This window comes from Oceanicaulis sp. HTCC2633, from assembly GCF_000152745.1.
In the GTDB taxonomy this organism is placed as follows: Bacteria; Pseudomonadota; Alphaproteobacteria; order Caulobacterales; family Maricaulaceae; genus Oceanicaulis.
The window spans coordinates 452,048-471,305 of record NZ_CH672428.1 but is presented as its reverse complement, the minus strand read 5'-3'; the positions used below and the strand labels follow the sequence as shown (position 1 = coordinate 471,305).

The 19,258-nt window shown below is 62.6% G+C and carries 19 protein-coding genes and 1 tRNA gene; 8 read left to right on the top strand and 12 right to left on the bottom strand.

What is annotated here, in order from left to right; translation table 11 throughout:
- Positions 1-47: 47 nt before the first annotated feature.
- From OA2633_RS02375 to katG, 7 genes are all read right to left on the bottom strand, one after another.
- Positions 48-776 carry an MBL fold metallo-hydrolase gene (locus OA2633_RS02375; protein WP_009800875.1) on the bottom strand — a complete coding sequence of 243 codons (729 nt, stop codon included), beginning with the start codon at positions 774-776 and terminating at the stop codon, positions 48-50.
- 131 nt (positions 777-907) lie between these two features.
- A complete protein-coding gene (locus tag OA2633_RS02370) occupies positions 908-1,690 on the bottom strand; it encodes a TatD family hydrolase (protein ID WP_009800874.1) in 783 nt (260 codons plus the stop codon).
- A 6-nt stretch (positions 1,691-1,696) separates the two neighbouring features.
- Entirely contained in the window at positions 1,697-2,737 is a 1,041-nt protein-coding gene (locus tag OA2633_RS02365) for a DNA polymerase III subunit delta' (protein ID WP_009800873.1), read from the bottom strand.
- Entirely contained in the window at positions 2,734-3,369 is a 636-nt protein-coding gene (gene tmk, locus OA2633_RS02360) for a dTMP kinase (RefSeq protein WP_009800872.1), read from the bottom strand. The genes OA2633_RS02365 and tmk overlap by 4 nt, the downstream gene beginning before the upstream one ends.
- Positions 3,370-3,372: 3 nt before the next feature.
- Entirely contained in the window at positions 3,373-4,518 is a 1,146-nt protein-coding gene (locus OA2633_RS02355) for a D-alanyl-D-alanine carboxypeptidase family protein (RefSeq protein WP_050752889.1), read from the bottom strand.
- 55 nt (positions 4,519-4,573) lie between these two features.
- On the bottom strand, positions 4,574-5,167 hold the full coding sequence (locus OA2633_RS02350) for a septal ring lytic transglycosylase RlpA family protein (RefSeq protein WP_009800870.1): 594 nt from the start codon (positions 5,165-5,167) through the stop codon (positions 4,574-4,576).
- 139 nt (positions 5,168-5,306) lie between these two features.
- Positions 5,307-7,625: a catalase/peroxidase HPI gene (gene katG, locus OA2633_RS02345; protein ID WP_009800869.1), complete on the bottom strand. Its 2,319-nt coding sequence runs from the start codon at positions 7,623-7,625 to the stop codon at positions 5,307-5,309.
- Between the two features lie 312 nt (positions 7,626-7,937).
- Here katG and OA2633_RS02340 point away from each other — a divergent pair.
- Positions 7,938-8,025 (top strand) — tRNA-Ser (locus OA2633_RS02340).
- 53 nt (positions 8,026-8,078) lie between these two features.
- Here OA2633_RS02340 and OA2633_RS02335 read toward each other — a convergent pair.
- The gene (locus OA2633_RS02335; RefSeq protein WP_009800868.1) at positions 8,079-8,717 is read right to left on the bottom strand and encodes a TetR/AcrR family transcriptional regulator; all 639 of its coding nucleotides are present in this window, start codon (positions 8,715-8,717) and stop codon (positions 8,079-8,081) included.
- 84 nt (positions 8,718-8,801) lie between these two features.
- On the opposite strand from OA2633_RS02335, the gene OA2633_RS02330 reads away from it, so the two are divergent.
- The 3 genes from OA2633_RS02330 to OA2633_RS02320 all read left to right on the top strand — a co-directional run bounded on the left by OA2633_RS02330 (position 8,802) and on the right by OA2633_RS02320 (position 12,616).
- A complete protein-coding gene (locus tag OA2633_RS02330) occupies positions 8,802-10,232 on the top strand; it encodes a DUF1254 domain-containing protein (RefSeq protein ID WP_040612376.1) in 1,431 nt (476 codons plus the stop codon).
- Positions 10,233-10,326: 94 nt separating this feature from the next.
- Positions 10,327-11,028 carry a VIT family protein gene (locus OA2633_RS02325; protein ID WP_009800866.1) on the top strand — a complete coding sequence of 234 codons (702 nt, stop codon included), beginning with the start codon at positions 10,327-10,329 and terminating at the stop codon, positions 11,026-11,028.
- Between the two features lie 91 nt (positions 11,029-11,119).
- Positions 11,120-12,616 (top strand): acetyl-CoA hydrolase/transferase family protein, encoded by a 1,497-nt coding sequence (locus OA2633_RS02320; RefSeq protein WP_371262342.1) that lies wholly within the window; start codon positions 11,120-11,122, stop codon positions 12,614-12,616.
- Positions 12,617-12,623: 7 nt separating this feature from the next.
- Here the strand turns inward: OA2633_RS02320 and OA2633_RS02315 are convergent, their stop codons facing one another.
- Positions 12,624-13,127: a hypothetical protein gene (locus OA2633_RS02315; RefSeq protein ID WP_009800864.1), complete on the bottom strand. Its 504-nt coding sequence runs from the start codon at positions 13,125-13,127 to the stop codon at positions 12,624-12,626.
- A 7-nt stretch (positions 13,128-13,134) separates the two neighbouring features.
- Positions 13,135-14,343, bottom strand: a complete 1,209-nt coding sequence (locus OA2633_RS02310; RefSeq protein WP_009800863.1) for an NAD(P)/FAD-dependent oxidoreductase — start codon at positions 14,341-14,343, stop codon at positions 13,135-13,137.
- 124 nt (positions 14,344-14,467) lie between these two features.
- Between OA2633_RS02310 and OA2633_RS02305 the strand changes: the two genes are divergently transcribed.
- From OA2633_RS02305 to OA2633_RS02290, 4 genes are all read left to right on the top strand, one after another.
- Complete coding sequence (locus tag OA2633_RS02305; RefSeq protein ID WP_009800862.1) at positions 14,468-15,142, top strand: fumarylacetoacetate hydrolase family protein; 675 nt, start codon at positions 14,468-14,470, stop codon at positions 15,140-15,142.
- A 106-nt stretch (positions 15,143-15,248) separates the two neighbouring features.
- Positions 15,249-16,097, top strand: coding sequence for a tryptophan 2,3-dioxygenase (kynA, locus tag OA2633_RS02300; protein WP_009800861.1), 849 nt, complete (start codon positions 15,249-15,251; stop codon positions 16,095-16,097).
- A 13-nt stretch (positions 16,098-16,110) separates the two neighbouring features.
- Positions 16,111-16,377, top strand: coding sequence for an Lrp/AsnC ligand binding domain-containing protein (locus tag OA2633_RS02295; protein ID WP_009800860.1), 267 nt, complete (start codon positions 16,111-16,113; stop codon positions 16,375-16,377).
- A 2-nt stretch (positions 16,378-16,379) separates the two neighbouring features.
- A complete protein-coding gene (locus OA2633_RS02290) occupies positions 16,380-17,765 on the top strand; it encodes an L-serine ammonia-lyase (RefSeq protein ID WP_009800859.1) in 1,386 nt (461 codons plus the stop codon).
- A 77-nt stretch (positions 17,766-17,842) separates the two neighbouring features.
- Here the strand turns inward: OA2633_RS02290 and OA2633_RS02285 are convergent, their stop codons facing one another.
- Positions 17,843-18,490 carry a CoA transferase subunit B gene (locus OA2633_RS02285; RefSeq protein WP_009800858.1) on the bottom strand — a complete coding sequence of 216 codons (648 nt, stop codon included), beginning with the start codon at positions 18,488-18,490 and terminating at the stop codon, positions 17,843-17,845.
- 16 nt (positions 18,491-18,506) lie between these two features.
- Positions 18,507-19,202: a CoA transferase subunit A gene (locus tag OA2633_RS02280; RefSeq protein ID WP_040612372.1), complete on the bottom strand. Its 696-nt coding sequence runs from the start codon at positions 19,200-19,202 to the stop codon at positions 18,507-18,509.
- Positions 19,203-19,258: the final 56 nt, after the last annotated feature.

Here is a 19,258-nt window from a genome sequence, read left to right as displayed (position 1 = left end):
AAAGTACCGGGCCTGCGCATAAGATATATTATGAGAAAAAATTTGGATTATATGCGGCTCAGATCAATCAAGGCGCCATCTGACGGCGCGAGGATTATCTGGAGGCCGTCATAAGCCGGCCTGACGCCCTCTGGCAGGCGTTCCAGGAGGTCCTTGTAATCAAGATCGATATGAAGATTGGTCAGGACGCCAAGCCGGGGCTTGATCTGCGACAGCCAGTCGAGCGCCAGATTGACATGCGCGTGACTGGGATGCGGCTTGTCACGCAGTGCGTCCACGATCCAGAGGCTTGTCCCTGACAGCGCCTGCATGGCTTTCTGGTCGAGGCCGTTCACGTCCGGCGTGTAAGCCAGCGGCCCGATGCGAACGCCGCTGCACGGTTCCCGTCCATGAACCACATCAAAGAGCGAAAGTTCGATCTTACCGCCCGGACCGTCAATGCTGGCGGTCTGGCCCGCTTCAAGGCCATGATCCCGCATGAGCGGCGGATAGCCTGAGCCCTCTGGCGTCTCAAAGATGTAGCCGAAGCGCGCGCGCAACAGCGACTGCGTTTGCGAATTCATCATTGCGTCGAGCCGGGCGCCGCGTCGATAGACAAACGCCCGGACGTCATCAATGCCGTGCGCCTGATCCGCATGGGCGTGCGTAAAGGCGACGCCATCAATGCTGGTGACGCCTGCCGAGAGCATCTGCTCACGTAAATCCGGAGATGTATCAATCAGCAAGCGCGTGGCTTCGCCTGCCTTGAGGGCCTCCAGGCTGTGTGCGCGTTCCACTAGCAAGCTACAGCGGGACCGTCGATTTTTCGGGTTCCTGGGGTCGCACGCCCCCCAGTCTCCATCAATGCGCGGCACGCCGCCTGATGATCCACAGCCCAGGATGCGGGCTCTGATCACCGGGCCCGACGTCATGCGATGCGGATCCGGTCAAACAGACGCAGAGCCGCCTGCGTGGTGCGTTCGGCACCTTCCTCGGATGACCAGCCCTTCACCTCGCACAGCTTGTCAAGAACATGTGGCAAGTATGCAGGTTCATTGCGCCTTCCCCGATGCGGAACAGGCGCCAGATACGGGCAGTCCGTCTCCACAATCACCCGGTCCTCAGGCACGATGTCACGGAAGACGGACCGGACATCCTCGGCCTTCTTGAAAGTGATGATGCCCGATGCGGAGAAATAGGCGCCGAGCGCGGCCGCGCGTCGCGCCAGCTCGGAGCCCCCGGTATAGCAGTGCAGAAGCGGCCGGAACGCCCCCTTCCCCATTTCGTCCTCAAGAAGCTCCGCCATCTGCTGATCGGCGTCCCGGCAATGCAGGATGATCGGCAGATCAGCGCGACGCGCCGCCTCGATATGCGCGCGCAGTGAGGGATACTGATCTTCGGCCGGACTGTAATTGTAATGGAAATCAAGTCCGGTCTCGCCAATGGCGACGACCTTGGGATGCCGGGCGATGTCCAGCAGTTCATCGGCTGTGATGTCAGGCCGGTCCTTGGCGTGATGCGGGTGGGCCCCAATGGTGCAATAGACGTCGTCATGCTTTTCCGCGATGGCGGCGACCTGCTCGAATTCATGCAGGCGACAGCAGATTGCGATCATCGGAGAGACGCCCGCATCCCGAGCGGCGTCCAGAACGGAGTCCAGATCGTTGGCGTAATCCTCGCCATGAACATTGATATGGGTGTCGATCAGCATCAGGTCTCAGTCCGCTTGGGCCGCATCCTGCATCAGCCCGAATGCGGCGTAGAGTGTCTGTTTCGGGTCGAGGTAGAGGGTTTCGCTCTCTCTCGCCAGACGGGTCAGGCGGTCGGCCGCCTCCACCCAGGCGCCCGCCCTGTCCGCACCGCCGGTTTCAAGCGCCAGGGCGCGGGCGCGGTTCTGAGCGTCCGCCACCAGAAAATCGAGCGTGATCGGTTTGATTTGCTCCCCGCCCTTGCGCGTAGCCGAGGCGGCGATTTGTGCGATGGCCGCGCGATCGAGGCGCGGCAGACCGGACAAGGCCGTATCGATGGTGGCCATCAAGGCGGGCGCATCGGTTTCCGCCAAAGCGAGCGCACGGCCCGGCGCGCCCTGCGCCAGCATTGCGGCGCGCTGCGCTTCATCAGCACTCATCTGGTGGCGGTCCATGAGCCATTGCGTCGTGGCTTCAATGCTGGGCGCGCGAAGGATCAGACGACGGCAGCGCGATCGGATCGTCGGGAGCAGGCGCCCGGGCGTATTCACGATAAGAATGAGCAAGCCTCGCTGAGGCGGCTCTTCAAGAGTTTTCAGCAAAGCATTGGCGGAATTGACGTTCAGTTCGTCTGCGCTGTCGACGATGCAGACCCGCCACCCCTTGCCGCTGGCGCTCTTGGAGAAGAATTCCGGCGCACGACGCGCCTCCTCGACCGGGATCTCGCCCTTCAGCTTGCCGGTCTTGTCGTTATAGGGGCGACGGATCAGAAGGAAGTCAGGATGCGACAGCGCTTCAAGCCGGCGGCAGACCGGATCGTCCGGATCGCTCGCCAGTCCCGCCTCGTCAGTCGCCCGGGCGCCCAGCAGTCGTCGGGCCAGACGGTAGGCGAAACTCGCCTTTCCCACGCCCTTGGGCCCCGACACCATCCAGGCATGATGCATGCGCCCGCTGCTGATCGCGGCTTCGGCCTCGTTGAGCGCCGCATCCTGTCCGAACAGGTCGTAGACGCGACGAGGGTGGGGCAGCCCCCCTTCCCGGTCCGCTTCTGGGCGATCCTCGCCACTCACTTCAGCGCTCCGAGGCGTTGGGTCAGGATCTCGAAGGCCGATGTCGCAACCTGATCCGCCGGCATGGCGCCATCAAGCACCACGCAGCGCTCTGGCGCCGCGCGTGCGATATCCAGAAAGGCGACGCGAAGAGCATGGTGAAAGGCGGCCGGCTTGCGCTCGAAGCGCGTGGCGCCTTCGCCGCGAAGACGCGTGCGCTCAAGGCCGGTCTCAGGATCAAGATCCACGACAAAGGTGAGGTCCGGGCCAAAACCATGCATGCTGGCGCGGTCGATCTCATCGATCTGCGCCGTCGACATGCCGCCCGCAGCGCCCTGATAGGCGCGCGTTGAGTCCGAGAAGCGGTCACAGATCACCCAGATGCCCTGATCGAGGGAGGGCCGGATCAGGCGCTCCACATGGTCAACGCGCGCGGCATACAACAACAGGGTTTCAGACAGGGCGGACCAGCGTTCGGTATCACCCTCCACCAGCAAATTGCGCAGGGCTTCGGCATTGGGCGTGCCGCCGGGTTCTCGCGTGATCAGGGTTCTGACGCCCTGCGATTCCAGGGACTCAGACAAGGCCTTGGCCAGCGTGGTCTTCCCCGCGCCCTCCCCGCCTTCCAGCGTGATGAAACGACCTTGGGTCATGGATCAACCGCCACGGATCAGACGCGCCAAGGCCGCGCCAGCCCGGCCCATCGCGCCCTTGCGGGCGACAGACTGGGCGGCTTCAACCGGCACGCTCATCTCGCGACCATCGGGCAAGGTGACGTCCAGCTGACCGACAATGTCCCCCTCCTGAACCGGCGCATGCAGGGGCGCCTGATAGACCAGTTCGGCGGTGACGCCGTCGCGATCGCGACGATGCAGGCCAAAGGACAGGTTTTCAGCGGCGCGCAGCTCCACACGCGGGGCCACGCCCAGATAGACCTCGGCGTCACCCAGAACCTCGCCGGCCTCGACAAGGTCCACGGTCGAGAATTCTGAGAACGCAGCCCGCATCAGGCGCTCGGATTCATCCGCCCGCGCGCGATTGGAGTCCATGCCGTTGAAAACAACGATCCGACGCTCGCCGTCGCGTTCCGCCGAGGCGACAAGGCCATAGCCGGATTCCTCGGTATGGCCGGTCTTCAGCCCATCCGCGCCGTCAAACACGCCCAGCAACGGGTTGCGGTTATACTGACGGATGCCGTTATAGGTGAACTCGGTTTCCGAATAGATGTCATAGTATTGCGGATAGGTCTCGATGATGTGGCGGGCCAGGCGCGCAAGATCCAGCGCGGAAATCCGGTGATCAGGATCGGGCCAGCCCGTCGCGTTGGCGAAGCTGGCGCTCTCAAGACCCAGCTCATGGGCGCGCTCGGTCATCATCTGGGCGAAGTTCTCTTCCGTGCCGCCAAGCGCTTCCGCCACCACGATGCAGGCGTCATTGCCTGATTGCACGATGATGCCCCGGATCAGATCGCCGACTTCGGCGCGGGAGTTCACATCGAGGAACATGGTGGAGGACCCCGAGGCCGCCCCGCCTCGCCGCCACGCGTTCTCACTGACCGGCAAGGAGGTGTCGAGCGTGAACCGCCCATCCTCGAGAGCCTCGAAGACCATGAGCGCGGTCATCAGCTTCGACATGCTGGCCGGCGGCATCGGCTCCTCGCCATTCTTGGAGAACAGCACGTCCCCGCTCTCGTAATCCAGGATCACGGCGTGGGAGGCGCGCGTGTCAAACGCGCTCTGCGCCATCGCGGACGGCGACAGGCTGACAGTGATCAGGGCGAGCAGGCAGAGCAGTCGACGCATGATGAGGGTCCCGGGATTGGCGGTTGAAGCGGAATCGGCGGCGGTTGCGGACACCCTAGCCTTCATCGGAACTTGGCTGAAGCGTGGCGTCCAGATTTTGGGTGAAAGACGGCGTGTGATCTCCGGGCGGACCGGTTTCAGGATCAAAAAAGACGGGCGGCGCGGCGCGGTCACGCCGATCTGCCGGACCCAGACCCTCCACCCTCACCTCCACAAGCCCGTCATCGGTGAAGCCGAGGGCTTGCGCGGCGGCGTGGCTGAGATCGATCAGGCGGCCGTCGATATATGGGCCGCGATCATTCACCCGAACGATGATGCTGGCGCCCGTATCCAGACGCGTCACCCGCGCCCGGCTGGGCAGTCGCATGGTGCGATGCGCAGCAGTCAGCTGTGTAGAATCAAAAATTTCGCCGTTCGCTGTCTGGCGACCCTCAAAACCCGGCCCATACCAGCTGGCGAGCCCCGTCTCCACGCTGCGCGGCGTATCCTCATCCGGTGTGAACACGGGCGGAGGCGGCGCGGGGTGAACGGCTGGCGCCTGACGCCCCAGACGCGGCTGTTGAGGCGGCTGCCCCGTACAGCCGGCCAGGATGAGGACGGTCAGAATGGCGAGGCCTGAATGCAGCAGGCGCAGTTTCGTGAAGGACATGCACGGACCCTGGTTCGCTGGGAGCCAGTGTAATTCAAGCCAAGTGTGGCGAAAGTGCGTGTCGCAGGCGGCATGGATGCAGCAAGGGCCGCGATTTGGAACCGCGGCCCTTGCCCATCAGGTCAGATGGAAGCGGACGCTAGGACCGATCAAGGTCGAAGCGATCAAGCCGCATCACCTTCACCCAGGCGTCCACGAAGTCTTCGACGAAGCGCTCTTCCGCACCCTCAAAGGCGTAGACCTCGACGACGGCGCGCAGTTCGGCGTTGGAGCCGTAAACGAGGTCGGCTTCCGTCGCCGTCCATTTGACCGCACCCGTCTGGCGATCCCGGCCTTCGAACACATACTCAGTGCTCGTCGGACGCCAGACCGTGTTCATGTCCAGCAAGTTGACGAAGAAGTCATTGCTGAGCACGCCCGGCTGATCGGTCAGCACGCCATGCTCGGCCCCGCCGGTATTGGCGCCCAGCGACCGCATCCCGCCCAGCAGCACCGTCATTTCAGGCACGGTCAGCGACAGCGTGTCGGCGCGATCCACCATCAGTTCGGACGGTGAGCGGCGGTTGGCCGGGTCGTAATAATTCCGGAACGCGTCCGCCCGCGGCTCAAGATAGCTGAAGGAGTCCGGATCGGTCTGTTCCTGGGACGCGTCGGTGCGCCCCGGTGCAAACGGCACGGTGATGTCATGACCGGCTTGTTCCGCCGCGCGCTCGATGCCGGCGGCGCCGCCCAGGACGATCAGATCGGCCAGGGATACGCGAACATCATCCGCCTGACGGTCATTGAAGTCCTGCTGAATGCCTTCCAGCACGGCAAGAACACGGTTGATCTCGGCGGGATTGTTGACCGCCCAGCTGCGCTGCGGATCAAGACGCAGGCGTGCGCCATTCGCGCCGCCACGCATATCGGTGTCCCGATAGGAGGACGCCGCCGCCCAGGCCGTGCGCACAAGCTCGGCATTGCTCAGATCGGTATCGAGAATCGCCGATTTGAGTGCGGCGATATCGCCCTCATCGATCAGGGCATGATCCACCGCCGGAACCGGGTCCTGCCAGAGCAATTCAACATCAGGAACGTCCGCGCCCAGATAGCGTGCGCTCGGCCCCATATCGCGGTGGGTCAGCTTGAACCAGGCGCGGGCGAAGGCGGCTTCAAACTCTTCAGGGTTTTCCAAAAAGCGCGTGGTGATCTCGCGATAGGCCGGATCGACCTTGAGCGCCAGGTCCGTGGTGAACATGATCGGGGTCTCATACTCGTCCGGATTGTGCGCGTCCGGAACGATCATCGCCTCTTCGGCATTGGCGGGAATCCACTGGATCGCGCCCGCCGGGCTGCGGCTCTGGACCCACTCGAAATTATAGAGGTTCTCCAGATACTGCATGGTCCACATGGTGGGCGCCGCGCTCCAGGCGCCTTCCAGACCGGAGGTCACCGTGTCGGCGCCATTGCCCGTGCCACAGGAATTGTCCCAGCCCAGACCTTGCGCCTCGACCCCGTTGGCGGCCGGTTCAGGACCGGTGCATTCTTCCGGGCTATGGGCGCCATGGGCCTTGCCGAAGGTGTGGCCGCCGGCGATCAGCGCGGCGGTTTCCTCGTCATTCATCGCCATGCGGCCAAAGGTGTCGCGAATGGCGTTCGCGGCGAGTTGCGGATCCGGCACGCCGTTCGGGCCTTCCGGGTTCACATAGATGAGGCCCATCATCGAGGCCGCCAGCGGACGTTCGAGTTCGCCGCCCTCATAGCGCGCCTCATTGCCCAGCCATTCTTCCTCGGCGCCCCAGTAGACAAGCTCGGCCTGCCAGTCGTCCTCACGCCCGCCGGCGAAGCCCAGGGTTTCAAAACCCATGTCTTCCATTGCGACCGTGCCGGCCAGAATCATCAGGTCCGCCCAGGAAATGTTCGCGCCGTATTTCTGCTTGATCGGCCAGAGCAGACGCCGGGCGCGATCAAGATTGGCGTTGTCGGGCCAGCTGTTGAGCGGTTCGAACCGCTGCTGGCCGCCGCCCGCGCCGCCGCGACCGTCAAAAGTGCGATAGGTGCCGGCGCTGTGCCAGGCCATGCGAATGAAGAAGGGACCGTAATGCCCCCAGTCAGCCGGCCACCAGTCCTGGGAGTCGGTCATGAGCGCGCGCAGGTCTGATTTCACCGCCTCAAGATCGAGAGACTGGAAGGCGGCCGCGTAGTCGAAGTCTTCTCCGAGCGGATTGGATCGGGTCGTCTCATTGAGGCGCAACTGCGTCAGGTCGAGCTGATCGGGCCACCAGGCGGAGTTGGGACGCGGCTCCTGGACGCCATGTCCCATGGCGGGGCGCTGATAGTCCTGAGTTTGAGCGACCTCACGCGAGGTGTCGTTGAGTTCGCCCTGAATGCCCATGCCCGGAAACGTCGCGCAGGCGGATGCGCTGAGTGCGATCACGGCGCTGGTCGTCAGAAGTAAGCCCTTGTTGATCCAAGTCATATCGGAAGTCTCCCTGAACAAAGATATGCGCTTTTGTTCAGGCACAGCTTTCCCGCCTGCACATGAGGGGCATGTGAAGTCATGCCAGAGCTCTGGCGAAAACAAAGACAGGGAACGCTCTATGCCTGTATCGAGAGCGCCATGATTACAGTTTGTACAGGGTGCGCCGTTTTTTCGTCAAAATGATTGCTTTGATGGCAGCGATAAATGCTTTTTATGGGGCAGTGCAGCATTTTGAGCCGCGTCGACTGCAAGGCGTCAGCGGGGCGCGCTTGTGCCCTCACCTGTCTCCGGGCTAAACACGGATGTGACGGAGGGGTGGCAGAGTGGTCGATTGCGGCGGTCTTGAAAACCGTTGAGCCGCGAGGTTCCGGGGGTTCGAATCCCTCCCCCTCCGCCACCAGACAGAGCCCTGCTTTGTCCGAGTTGCACCGCGAGCCCTGCGATTTCTCCCTAGTTCAGAAGCAGTCTGGTCAGCGCCTCGCCGACCCTTTCGGATACATGATCTCTCGGCGTATCAGGCGACAGCACGGCGAGCGCTGTGGCCATGCGATCGGGCTGGCCCAGGGTTGCGTTGATCATCACGAAGACCAGCGCCGGGTCCTGGATCGGTATGATCTTTTCGTCGATGCCTTGCTGGATCAGCGGGCGCGCCGCTTCATAAAGCGGCTGCAACAATTGCTCGGCGATGATCTGGCCTTTGGGGACGGGCTCCAGGCTGCCGCGCGCAATGAAACCGCGCACATCGGCGCTCTGATCATAGAATGAAGCGGTCATGCGGATGATCAGCTCCAGACGATCTCTCGCACTCATCTGCTCGTCAGCCGCGAGAGCCTGAAGCGCCGCAATCTTGCCCTCCAGCATCTGACCGAACGAGTCCACGCAAGCCTGCCAGAGGCCTTCCTTGCCGCCAAAGTGCACGGCCACCAGATTGGGCGCGACATTCGCGGCCTTCGCGATCGCGCGAAGCCCCGCCGCTTCATATCCAAAATCTGCAAAGTGTCGCGTGGCGGCCCGGATCAGCGCCTCCCGGCCATCGGGCGCGTCCGCTCTGCGACGTCCGCGCCGTCGGGGCGTGTTCTCTTGACGCATCTTTCACTCCGCAATCATATGTACGAGTGTACATATGGAATCGTTTCCTCATTAAAGGCAGGCGCCTGAGAAAGGGTGAATACCATGCGACCATCCCTCACCCGTCGTGCAGCGCTGTATAATCTGTCAGCGTTTGGACTACTGGGCGTCAGCGCCTGTGCGCCAGACTTTGACCCCGATTCCCGCACTGACCAGATGACGGGCGCGCTCGACGGCACCGTCGTGGAAGCCTTCTTCTACGCTTTCGGCCCCTATGAATTTGCGCGCTCCATGCAGGCCCTCTCCGGTCAGATCCATGTCGGGGACAGGCTCATCTCCGAAGAGGCGTTGGCGGATGCGGCGCAACGGGCGGGCGGCGCGGACGTGCTGATCAATCGCCATATCCATGTGCGTGATCTCGCCGACGAACGCATCCGCTCTGTCACCGCGCCGAACAATGACACGCTTTACACATCGGCGGTGCTGGAACTGTCCCAAACGCCGGTCCGGCTGATCGTGTCAGAGCATGGCGAACGCTATCTGTCCATCGCGCTTATGGATATGTTCACCGACCAGCGCATGGTTGGCGCCCATGGCCGCAAAGGCGCGCCGGGCGAGTATCTGATCATCGGACCTGACAGTCCTCTTGAGGACGGACCTTTCGTGATCCGGATGCTCAGTAATGACGCCTGGTTGCTTGCGCGCACCTTCGTGGCGGGCGTTGAGGATCTGGAGGCTGCGCGGCAGGTGCAGAGCGGCATCTCTGTCGAGCCGGTTGATCCCGAGGTCCAGCCCCGCCGCTTCATTACGCGCGCACCTGCGGACATGGAGCCTGAAAGCTTTCTGGCGCTGACCAATGAAGTGCTGGGGCGTTCGCCCGGTCATCCTCAAGTGGAGCGGTCCGCGCACTTTGTCAGGAAAGGCATCGTTCCCGGCCGCATCAATGCCTGGGAGGATCTGTCGCTGGGCGCGCGCCTCGCCTGGTCTCGCTGGCTGCCCCGCGCCCTGCCGCGTGTACGGCAGGGATTGTCACGCACACAAAGCCGGATGGGCTGGAACACGCCGCCTGTCACCCTGGGCGATTATGGCGAGAATGATGTGGTGCGCGCCGCCATCGCGCTGATCGGGTTTGGCGCCTTGAGGACTGAAGATGCGCGATACTTCCGGACTGAAACCGATGAGGCGGGCGAAGAGCTCAATGGCGCCAAAACCTATCAGATGGTGATCCCATCAGAGGGGGTTCCGGTTGAGGCCTTCTGGTCGCTCAGTCTTTACGAGCCAGATGCAGATGGTCGCCTCTTCTTCTATGAGACGCCGCTCGACCGGCACTCCATCAATTCTGGCTCCTCAGACCTTGTTCGCGCCGCAGACGGCTCGATTGTTCTTCAGCTGTCTCGTGAGCGGCCAACCTCTGACGGCATCGTCTGGATCCCCACGCCTGCGGGCAAGTTTGAAGCCATCTTCCGTACCTATGAGCCTCAAGAGGCCGTGATCGTTGGCAGCTGGTCCGTGCCGCCTATAGAGCGCATCCACTGACAGGACGAATTGCCTCAGCCTCCAGTTCTCACTTTCCGTTTCAGCAAGACCCGACGACCGTTAGTCTGGTGAAATCTGACAATCGGAGGGTGACATGTCCCGACTTCACCAACACGCCGAGCACCATCTCGTCGCCCGTGTCGGCTGGCTGCGCGCCGCGGTGCTGGGCGCCAATGACGGCATCGTCTCCACCGCCAGCCTGATTGTGGGGGTCAGCGCGGCGTCTGCGGCGACGTCGGATGTCCTAATCGCCGGGGTGGCGGGTCTCGTCGCCGGGGCCATGTCCATGGCGGCCGGGGAATATGTCTCGGTCAGCTCCCAGTCTGACACCGAGAAAGCCGATCTGTCGCGCGAACGCGCCGAGCTCCGCGATCAGCCAGAATTCGAGCGTGAGGAGCTGGCCCGCATCTATATGGAGCGCGGCCTTGAGGAAGGCCTCGCCTTTCAGGTGGCGGACCAGCTGATGGCGAAGGATGCGCTCGGCGTGCATGCCCGCGAGGAGCTGGGCATATCCGAGATCAACACGGCGCGCCCGATCCAGGCGGCGTTCACCTCGGCGGCGACCTTTGCGGTGGGCGCAGCCCTGCCCTTGCTGATGGTTCTTCTGATGCCGGCCCAGCTACTTAGCGCGGGCGTCAGCGCGGCCTCCCTGGTGTTTCTGGCTCTTTTGGGCGGTGTCGGCGCGAAAGTCGGCGGCGCCAATGTCACCAAGGCGGCGGTGCGCGTCACCTTCTGGGGGGCGCTCGCCATGGCGCTGACGGCGGGCATTGGCGCGATGTTTGGGGCCGTGGTTTAGCGCCCTCGGTGCGCGCTGCGGCATGGAGCCACGCTTCACAGCCCGCTTCAGGTATGGAAGTCAGGCGCTTGCGCCCTGCCCGCCTTCAAGGATGACTGACATGTATGAAGACCGCGTCCGCCGCCGCGACCTGATGGGCCGTATTGTCAGCGCCGATGACGCCGCCGCTATGATCAAGGACGGCATGATGGTGGGGATGAGCGGCTTCACCCGCGCCGGTGAAGCCAAGGCGGTGCCCATGGCGCTGGCCGAACGGGCGAAGACGCATCCCTTGCAGATCAGCCTGATCACCGGCGCGTCACTCGGCAATGATCTCGACAAATCCCTGATGGAGGCGCACGTCCTCAAGCGGCGCATGCCGTTTCAGGCGGACCCGGCGCTGCGCAAGGCCATCAATGCCGGCGAGGTGATGTTCGTCGATCAGCACCTGTCTGAAACCGTCGAGATGCTGCGCACGCGCCAGCTCGGCCCGGTGGATGTGGCGATTGTCGAGGCCGTCGCGATTACCGAGCAAGGCGGGATCATTCCGACTACCTCGGTGGGCAATTCGGCAAGCTTCGCCATCCTCGCCGAGAAGGTGATCGTGGAGATCAACCTCACCCAGTCTCACAATCTTGAAGGCTTGCACGACATCTTCATACCCACTCGGCGACCGGTGCGGATGCCCATTCCCATCGTCTCGCCCGAGAGCCGGGTGGGCATGCCCTTCATCCCGATCGATCCCGAGAAGATCGCCGCCATCGTCATTTCCGAAAAGCTCGACAGCTCCGCCCCGGTCGCGGACCCGGATGACGAGACGCGCGCCATTGCCGGTCACCTCACGGATCTCTTGAAGCATGAAGTCAAGCAGGGCCGGCTGACCGAGACCTTGCAGCCGCTACAGGCGGGGATTGGCAATATCGCCAATGCGGTGATGCACGGGCTGATCGATACCCCGTTTCATAATCTGAAGATGTATTCCGAGGTCCTGCAGGATTCCACCTTCGATCTCTTTGATGCGGGCAAGCTCGATTTCGCCTCGGGTTCCTCCTTCACCCTGTCCAAGGACCGCTATCATCAGGTGATGGCGGACTTTGCGCGCTACAAGTCCAGGCTGATCCTGCGCCCGCAGGAAATCTCCAACCACCCCGAGGTGGTGCGGCGCCTCGGGATCATCTGCATCAATACGGCGCTCGAGTTCGACATCTACGGCAACGTCAACTCGACCCATGTGGCGGGCACGCAGATGATGAACGGGATCGGCGGATCAGGCGATTTCGCCCGCAATGGTCATATGTCGATCTTCGTCACCAAGGCGACCGCCAAGGGCGGCGGCATTTCCTCGGTCGTGCCCATGGTCAGCCATGTGGATCATAACGAGCATGATGTGGACATCCTGATCACCGAGCACGGACTGGCCGATCTGCGCGGCCTCGCCCCGCGTGAGCGCGCGCCGCTGATCATCCGCAATTGCGCCGATCCCGCCTATCGCGAGCATTTGCAGGACTATTACGACCGGGCGCTCAAGCGCGGCGGACATACGCCTCATGTGCTCGAAGAGGCGTTGTCCTGGCATGTTCGCCTGACCGAAACCGGCCGGATGAACTGACCTACGATCAGCCCGACATCGCGGCATAGGTCGCGAAGACCACAATGGCGAGCGCGAGCCCGCCAAGCGCGATCACCAGCGGGCGCGACAGGGTGATTGCGGGCTGCGCTTCGGGGCTCTCACCGCCCTGCGCGACCATTACAAGCCGCACCGCGACGATGATCAGCGGGACCGAGAGGACGAGGCCGAGCCATTCCAGCACGAACAGATTGTGCGGCATGGCGACCGGGGACACCGGGAAGAGGTCGCCCAGATCGATGGCGTAGACCACGAAGTATCCAAGCCCCGCCAGCCCCGCGAGCAAGCCCTTGCTGTAGGTCCGAAATCCCATGAACCAGGCGAGGATGAAACTGCCCAGGCCCAGCACGGTCAGGAAGATATTGAACCCTGCCAGCACGATCGCCGGATAGGCGCTGAAGTCGCGGGCTTCGATCGGGCCGCCCGGGATCATCAGACAGAGATTGAAGGCGGAGAGCGCAAGCAGCGCGGCGGCGATCTGGCGAAGACGCATGACAGCCTCAGTATTGGCTTTCAAAACTGGCCTGTGCGGCGGCGTAGGCGCTCGCCCAGGCCCATTGGAAGTTATAGCCGCCCAGCCAGCCTGTAACGTCGACGCATTCTCCGATGAAATAAAGGTTTGAAACTATACGGCTCTCCATCGTCTTCGATGAGAGACCATCCGTGTCGACGCCGCCACGCGTCACTTCGGCGGTGCGCCAGCCTTCCGTACCCGCAGGCTTCAGGCGCCAGTCGGACAAGGTTCTTGCGAGCGCTTCAAGATCAGCATGGGAGACATCCGCCAGCCGGGGCCAGTCCGGCATCAGACCGGATTGCGCCATATAGTCGACAAGGCGCTTGGGCAGCAGGGTTTCCAGCGCTTTGCTCAGCGATTTCATCGGCATGTCGCGCTTGAGCGCCTTGAGCTGATCGGCGCCAGACTGACCGGCGAACAGATCAATGCCGATCTCCTCGCCGGGTGACCAGTAGGAAGACACTTGCAGGATCGCCGGGCCGGACAGGCCCCGATGGGTGAAGAGCATGGCTTCTTCAAACCGCCCCTGCCCTGCGCGTGCGATGACGGGCGTCGCGACCCCGGACAGGCTAGCGAACTGCTCCTTGATCTGACCCTCAAAGGTCAGCGGCACCAGCGCCGGTTCGGGGGTGATCACCTCATGGCCGAACTGTCGCGCCAGATCATAGGCGAAGCTGCTGGCACCGATCTTCGGGATGGACAGCCCGCCGGTCGCCACGATCAGGCGTTGGGCGTTCACCGGCCCCTGTGAGGTTTCGAGGTGAAAGGCGTCGTCCGCATGGCGCACCTGCCTGATCTCGACGCCCAGTTTGAGCTCCGCGCCGACGCTCTCCATCTCGTCGAGCAGCATCTGGATGATCGCGCCGGACTTCTGGTCACAGAAGAGTTGACCCAGTGTCTTCTCATGACAGCTCAGACCGTGACGCTCCATGAGCGCCAGAAAATCGGTGGGCGTGTAACGGGCGAGCGCAGACTTGGCGAAATGCGGATTGCGCGACAGAAAGTTCGACGCCTTTGTGCCCAGATTGGTGAAGTTGCAGCGCCCGCCGCCGGAAATCCGGATCTTTTCGGCGGGCTTGCTCGAATGATCCAGAACCCGGACCGACAGACCCAGAGCGCCCGCCTGCGCCGCATAGAACAGTCCGGCTGCGCCTGCGCCCAGAACCACGGCGTCATAAATCTTGGACTGGGTCATCTGGCGTCCGCTCAAGGCAGGGGAACGAAAACGGTATGCGCAGCGTAATAAGGACAGCCTGCATTCCCACGCAAGCGCGGCCTGCCTAAACTGTCAGCGAATCCCGACGTGAAGGAGCCTCGTCATGACCGCTTATGTGATCAATCCGCCGGTTGAAACGATGGTGCCGGTGGAAGGCGGTGGTCAGTTTCCGGTGAGGCGCATTTACTGCGTCGGGCGCAATTACGCCGACCATGCCCGTGAAATGGGCGCTGACCCGGATCGCGAGGCGCCGTTCTTTTTCTCCAAGCCTCGCGATGCAGTCGCAACGCGCCCCGAAGTCGCCTACCCGCCCGCCACGCAGGACCTTCATCACGAGGTGGAGCTGGTTCTGGCGCTGGGCGCCGGCGGGACTGATCTGAGCCCGGAACGGGCGAAGATGCTGATCTATGGCGCAGCCGCAGGGGTGGACCTGACACGGCGCGACCTTCAGGCCGAGGCCAAGAAGGCTGGGCGGCCCTGGGACGCATCCAAGGGTTTTGACCAGTCTGCGCCCATCGGCCTGATCCGTCCCGGGCAAGCGCCGGAAAGCGGCGCCATAAGCCTGAGCGTCAATGGTGAGACGCGCCAGACAGGCGATCTCGAACAGATGATCTGGTCAAGCGCCGAAGTGGTGTCACACCTGTCAGGCCTTTTCCGGCTTGAGCCGGGCGATCTCATCTATACCGGCACGCCGGCGGGGGTTGGGCCGGTGATGCCGGGGGACCAGGTGGAAGCGGTCGTTTCAAATCTGCCTCCCCTTCGCTTCACCCTGGTCTGACCGGGTCAAAGCGCTCCGCCTTATGCGGCTCTGGCGAAGACAGGCCGTGCGGCTTGCCCGTCTGCGCGGTCCTGTCTACATGCGGGGCGGTGCGAAAGGACAAGTCATGAGCGAGCAGTTCAAGACCTCGGTCGATCTCCAGGACGAGGACATTCATTGGGATCCCGACAAGGGCCTCTCCTATGGCCGCTATCTGGGACTCGAACAGGTGCTCAGCGCCCAGGCGCCGCTGACCGATCAGCATGACGAGATGATGTTCATCATCATCCATCAGGCGTCAGAACTCTGGCTCAAGCTATGCCTCCACGAGCTCGACGGCGCCCTTGCCCATCTGCAGAACGATGAAGTGCGTCCGGCGATGAAGATGCTCGCCCGGATCGCGCGCATCCAGGAACAGCTGACCCAGTCCTGGTCGGTGCTATCGACCATGACGCCCGCCGATTACCTGAAATTCCGCGACGCTTTGGGGCAAAGCTCGGGCTTTCAGAGCCATCAATACCGCATTCTCGAATATCGTCTGGGCAACAAGAACGCAGCCCTGTCTCGCGTCTTCGCCAATGAACCCGAAGCGCATGCGGCCGTTACCCAGGCCCTTCATGCGCCCTCGCTTTATGACGAGACGCTCAAGCTTGCCGCGCGTCAGGGCGCGAAGGTGCCTGAAGCCCAACTTGACCGCGATTGGTCGCAATCCTACGAACCGTCCGCCGAGATCGAAGCCATGTGGCGCGAGGTCTATCTCGACACGGCGCGCTGGTGGGAACTCTATGAATTTGCGGAAAAGCTGGTCGATCTGGAACAAAAGTTCCAGCAATGGCGCTTCAACCATATGAAGACCGTCGAGCGTATCATCGGTTTCCGCCGCGGCACCGGCGGTTCGGGCGGAGTGAGTTATCTCGTCAAGGCGCTCGATCTGCGTCTGTTCCCGGAACTCTGGACCGTCCGCACCCAACTCTGATCAGGAGGCGCACATGCGCAGCTTTTACATCTTCATCAAATGCGAGCTGGGTCGCACCTATGACGTCGCCTCCGCGATCGTGGACACGGTGAGCGAGACGCGTCAGGTGCATTCGGTGTCCGGCGAGTTTGATCTCTTGGCCCAGTTTGCGGTTGAAGATGACGCCGATATCGGCCGCTTCGTGAACAAATCCGTCCAGACCATTTCCGGGGTCAAGGACACCCAGACCCTGATCTGTTTCAACGCCTTCACGCCTGATCGCGGACAAGGGCTCGACTGATCATGCATTTTGGCGTTTTCGACCTCTTCAAGATCGGCGTTGGTCCCTCGAGCTCCCATACGGTGGGCCCGATGAAGGCGGCGCGGCTGTTCCTCGAGCGCGTGGAGGAAGAGCATGGCCTTGAGAAGGTCGCGCGTGTGCAGGCGGAAGCCTATGGCTCGCTGGCGCTGACGGGCTCGGGCCACGCCACTGACAAGGCGATCCTGTGGGGTCTGGAAGGCGTGACGCCTGAAGGCGCCGATCCTGATGCCCTGCCAGCCCGGATCGAGCGCATCACATCCGAGAAAACCCTCAAACTGCTGGACCGCCGCGAGATCGACTTCGACCGGGAACACGACCTGCTGTTCCGGGGCGAGAAACGCCTTCCCTTCCACTCAAATGCGATGAAATTCATGGCCTTTGACAAGGAAGGTGAAGTCCTGCGCGAAGAAATCTGGTACTCCATTGGCGGCGGTTTCGTCATTGATGAAGCCGAGGCGGGCCGCAACTCTGCGGCCGAGGCGCTCAAGGGGGAACCCTATCCGTTCAATTCCTGCGATGAGCTTCTGGAGATCTGTGATCGCGAAGGCCTGACTATCCCCGAGCTGATGATGGCCAATGAAATCGCTTTCCGTGAGGAGGGCGAGGTGCGCGGCTGGATCGCAAGGGTCACCGAGACCATGGAAGGCTGCATTGATCGCGGTCTGGGGCAGCGCGGGGTGCTTCCCGGCGGTCTCAACGTGAAGCGCCGCGCGCCGGTCATGCGCGAAAAACTGATGGCGGAAGCCGCGCGCGCCGAGACCGACCCCCTCGCCTCCATGGAATGGGTCAATCTCTGGGCCATGGCGGTGAATGAGGAGAATGCGGCGGGCGGCAAGGTCGTCACCGCGCCCACCAATGGCGCGGCGGGGATCATTCCTGCGGTGCTGCGCTATTATGATCGTCATCATCGACGGTCCAATGATCCGGACGCCATTGCGCGCTTCTTCCTGACCTCCGCCGCCATTGGCGCGCTCTACAAGCAGAACGCGTCCATTTCGGGCGCCGAAGCCGGCTGCCAGGGTGAAGTCGGCGTCGCCTGCTCCATGGCGGCGGGCGGTCTGGCCGCGGCGCTGGGCGGCACAAACCGTCAGATCGAGAACGCCGCCGAGATCGCCATGGAGCATAATCTGGGCCTGACCTGCGATCCGGTGGGTGGGCTGGTGCAGATCCCCTGTATCGAGCGCAACGCCATCGGCGCCATCAAGGCGATCAACGCCGCGCGCCTTGCTCTGATGAGCCAGGATGCCGATTACAAGGTGTCACTGGATCAGGTGATCGAGACCATGGCCCAGACCGCAGCGGACATGAATGACAAGTACAAGGAGACCTCCACCGGCGGTCTCGCGGTGAACGTGCCGGTGTGCTGATCTCTTTTCAGTCCTGACGAACAAAAAACCCCGGAGTGCGTGCCCCGGGGTTTTCTGTTTTCAGAGAGGTCAGCCGCTTAAGCCGCCAGACCGTCCGCAACCGTGTATTTGGCTTCGGTCTTCTCGGCGACCTCATCAAGGGTCACGCCGTCAGCCAGTTCGACGAGCTTGAGGCCGTCCTCGACCACGTCGAATACGCCCAGCGTGGTGATGACGCGGTCCACGCAACCCTTGCCGGTCAGAGGCAGGGAGCATTCCTTGAGCAGTTTGGTCTCGCCCGCCTTGTTGGTGTGATCCATGATCACCACCACGCGCTGCACGCCGGCGACGAGATCCATCGCGCCGCCCATGCCCTTGACCATCTTGCCCGGGATCATCCAGTTCGCGATGTCGCCTTTTTCAGACACTTCCATCGCGCCCAGAATGGACAGGTTGATGTGGCCGCCGCGGATCATCGCGAAGCTGTCGGCCGAGCTGAAATAGCTCGTCTTCTTCAGCTCGGTGATGGTCTGCTTGCCAGCATTGATCAGGTCGGCGTCCACCTCGTCCTCGGTCGGGAACGGACCCATGCCCAGCATGCCGTTTTCCGACTGCAGGGTGACGTCCATGCCGTCGGGAATGTGGTTCGCCACCAGCGTCGGGATGCCGATGCCGAGGTTCACATAGAAGCCGTCCTGCAGCTCTTTCGCCGCGCGTTCAGCCAGTTGTTCTCTGGTCCAAGCCATTCTTCGATCCTCCCGCTTAGGCGCGCACAGTGCGTTGCTCGATGCGTTTTTCGAACGTGCCCTGGACAAGGCGCTGCACGAAAATGCCCGGCGTGTGGATGTGATCGGCGTCCAGCTCGCCGTTCTCGACGATTTCCTCGACCTCGGCGATGGTCACCTTGCCGGCGGTCGCCATCATCGGGTTGAAGTTCCGTGCGGTCTTGCGGAAGACGAGATTGCCCGCCTTGTCCGCCTTCCAGGCCTTCACGATGGAGATGTCGGCCACAAGGCCGGTTTCCATGATATAGGTCTCGCCGTTGAACTCCTTGTGCTCCTTGCCTTCAGCGACCAGCGTGCCGACGCCCGTCTTGGTATAGAAGCCCGGAATGCCGGCGCCGCCAGCGCGGATGCGCTCGGCCAGCGTGCCCTGGGGGTTGAACTCCAGCTCCAGCTCGCCGTTCAGATATTGTTTCTCGAAGGTCTTGTTCTCTCCCACATAGGAGGAGACCATCTTCCTGATCTGACGGGTCTGAAGCAGCAGGCCGAGACCGAAATCATCCACGCCTGCATTGTTGGAGATGACGGTCAGATCCTTGGCGCCGCTGTCGCGCAGCGCCGTGATCAGGTTCTCCGGAATGCCGCACAGCCCGAAGCCGCCCGCCATTACGGTCATGCCGTCAAAAGTGAGCCCGTCTAGGGCCGTTTTTGCGTCTGGGTAGACCTTGTCCGCCACTGCGCCGTCTCCTTCCCTGAATAATTCAACGCTCGTTTAATTTGGTCCGGTTTATA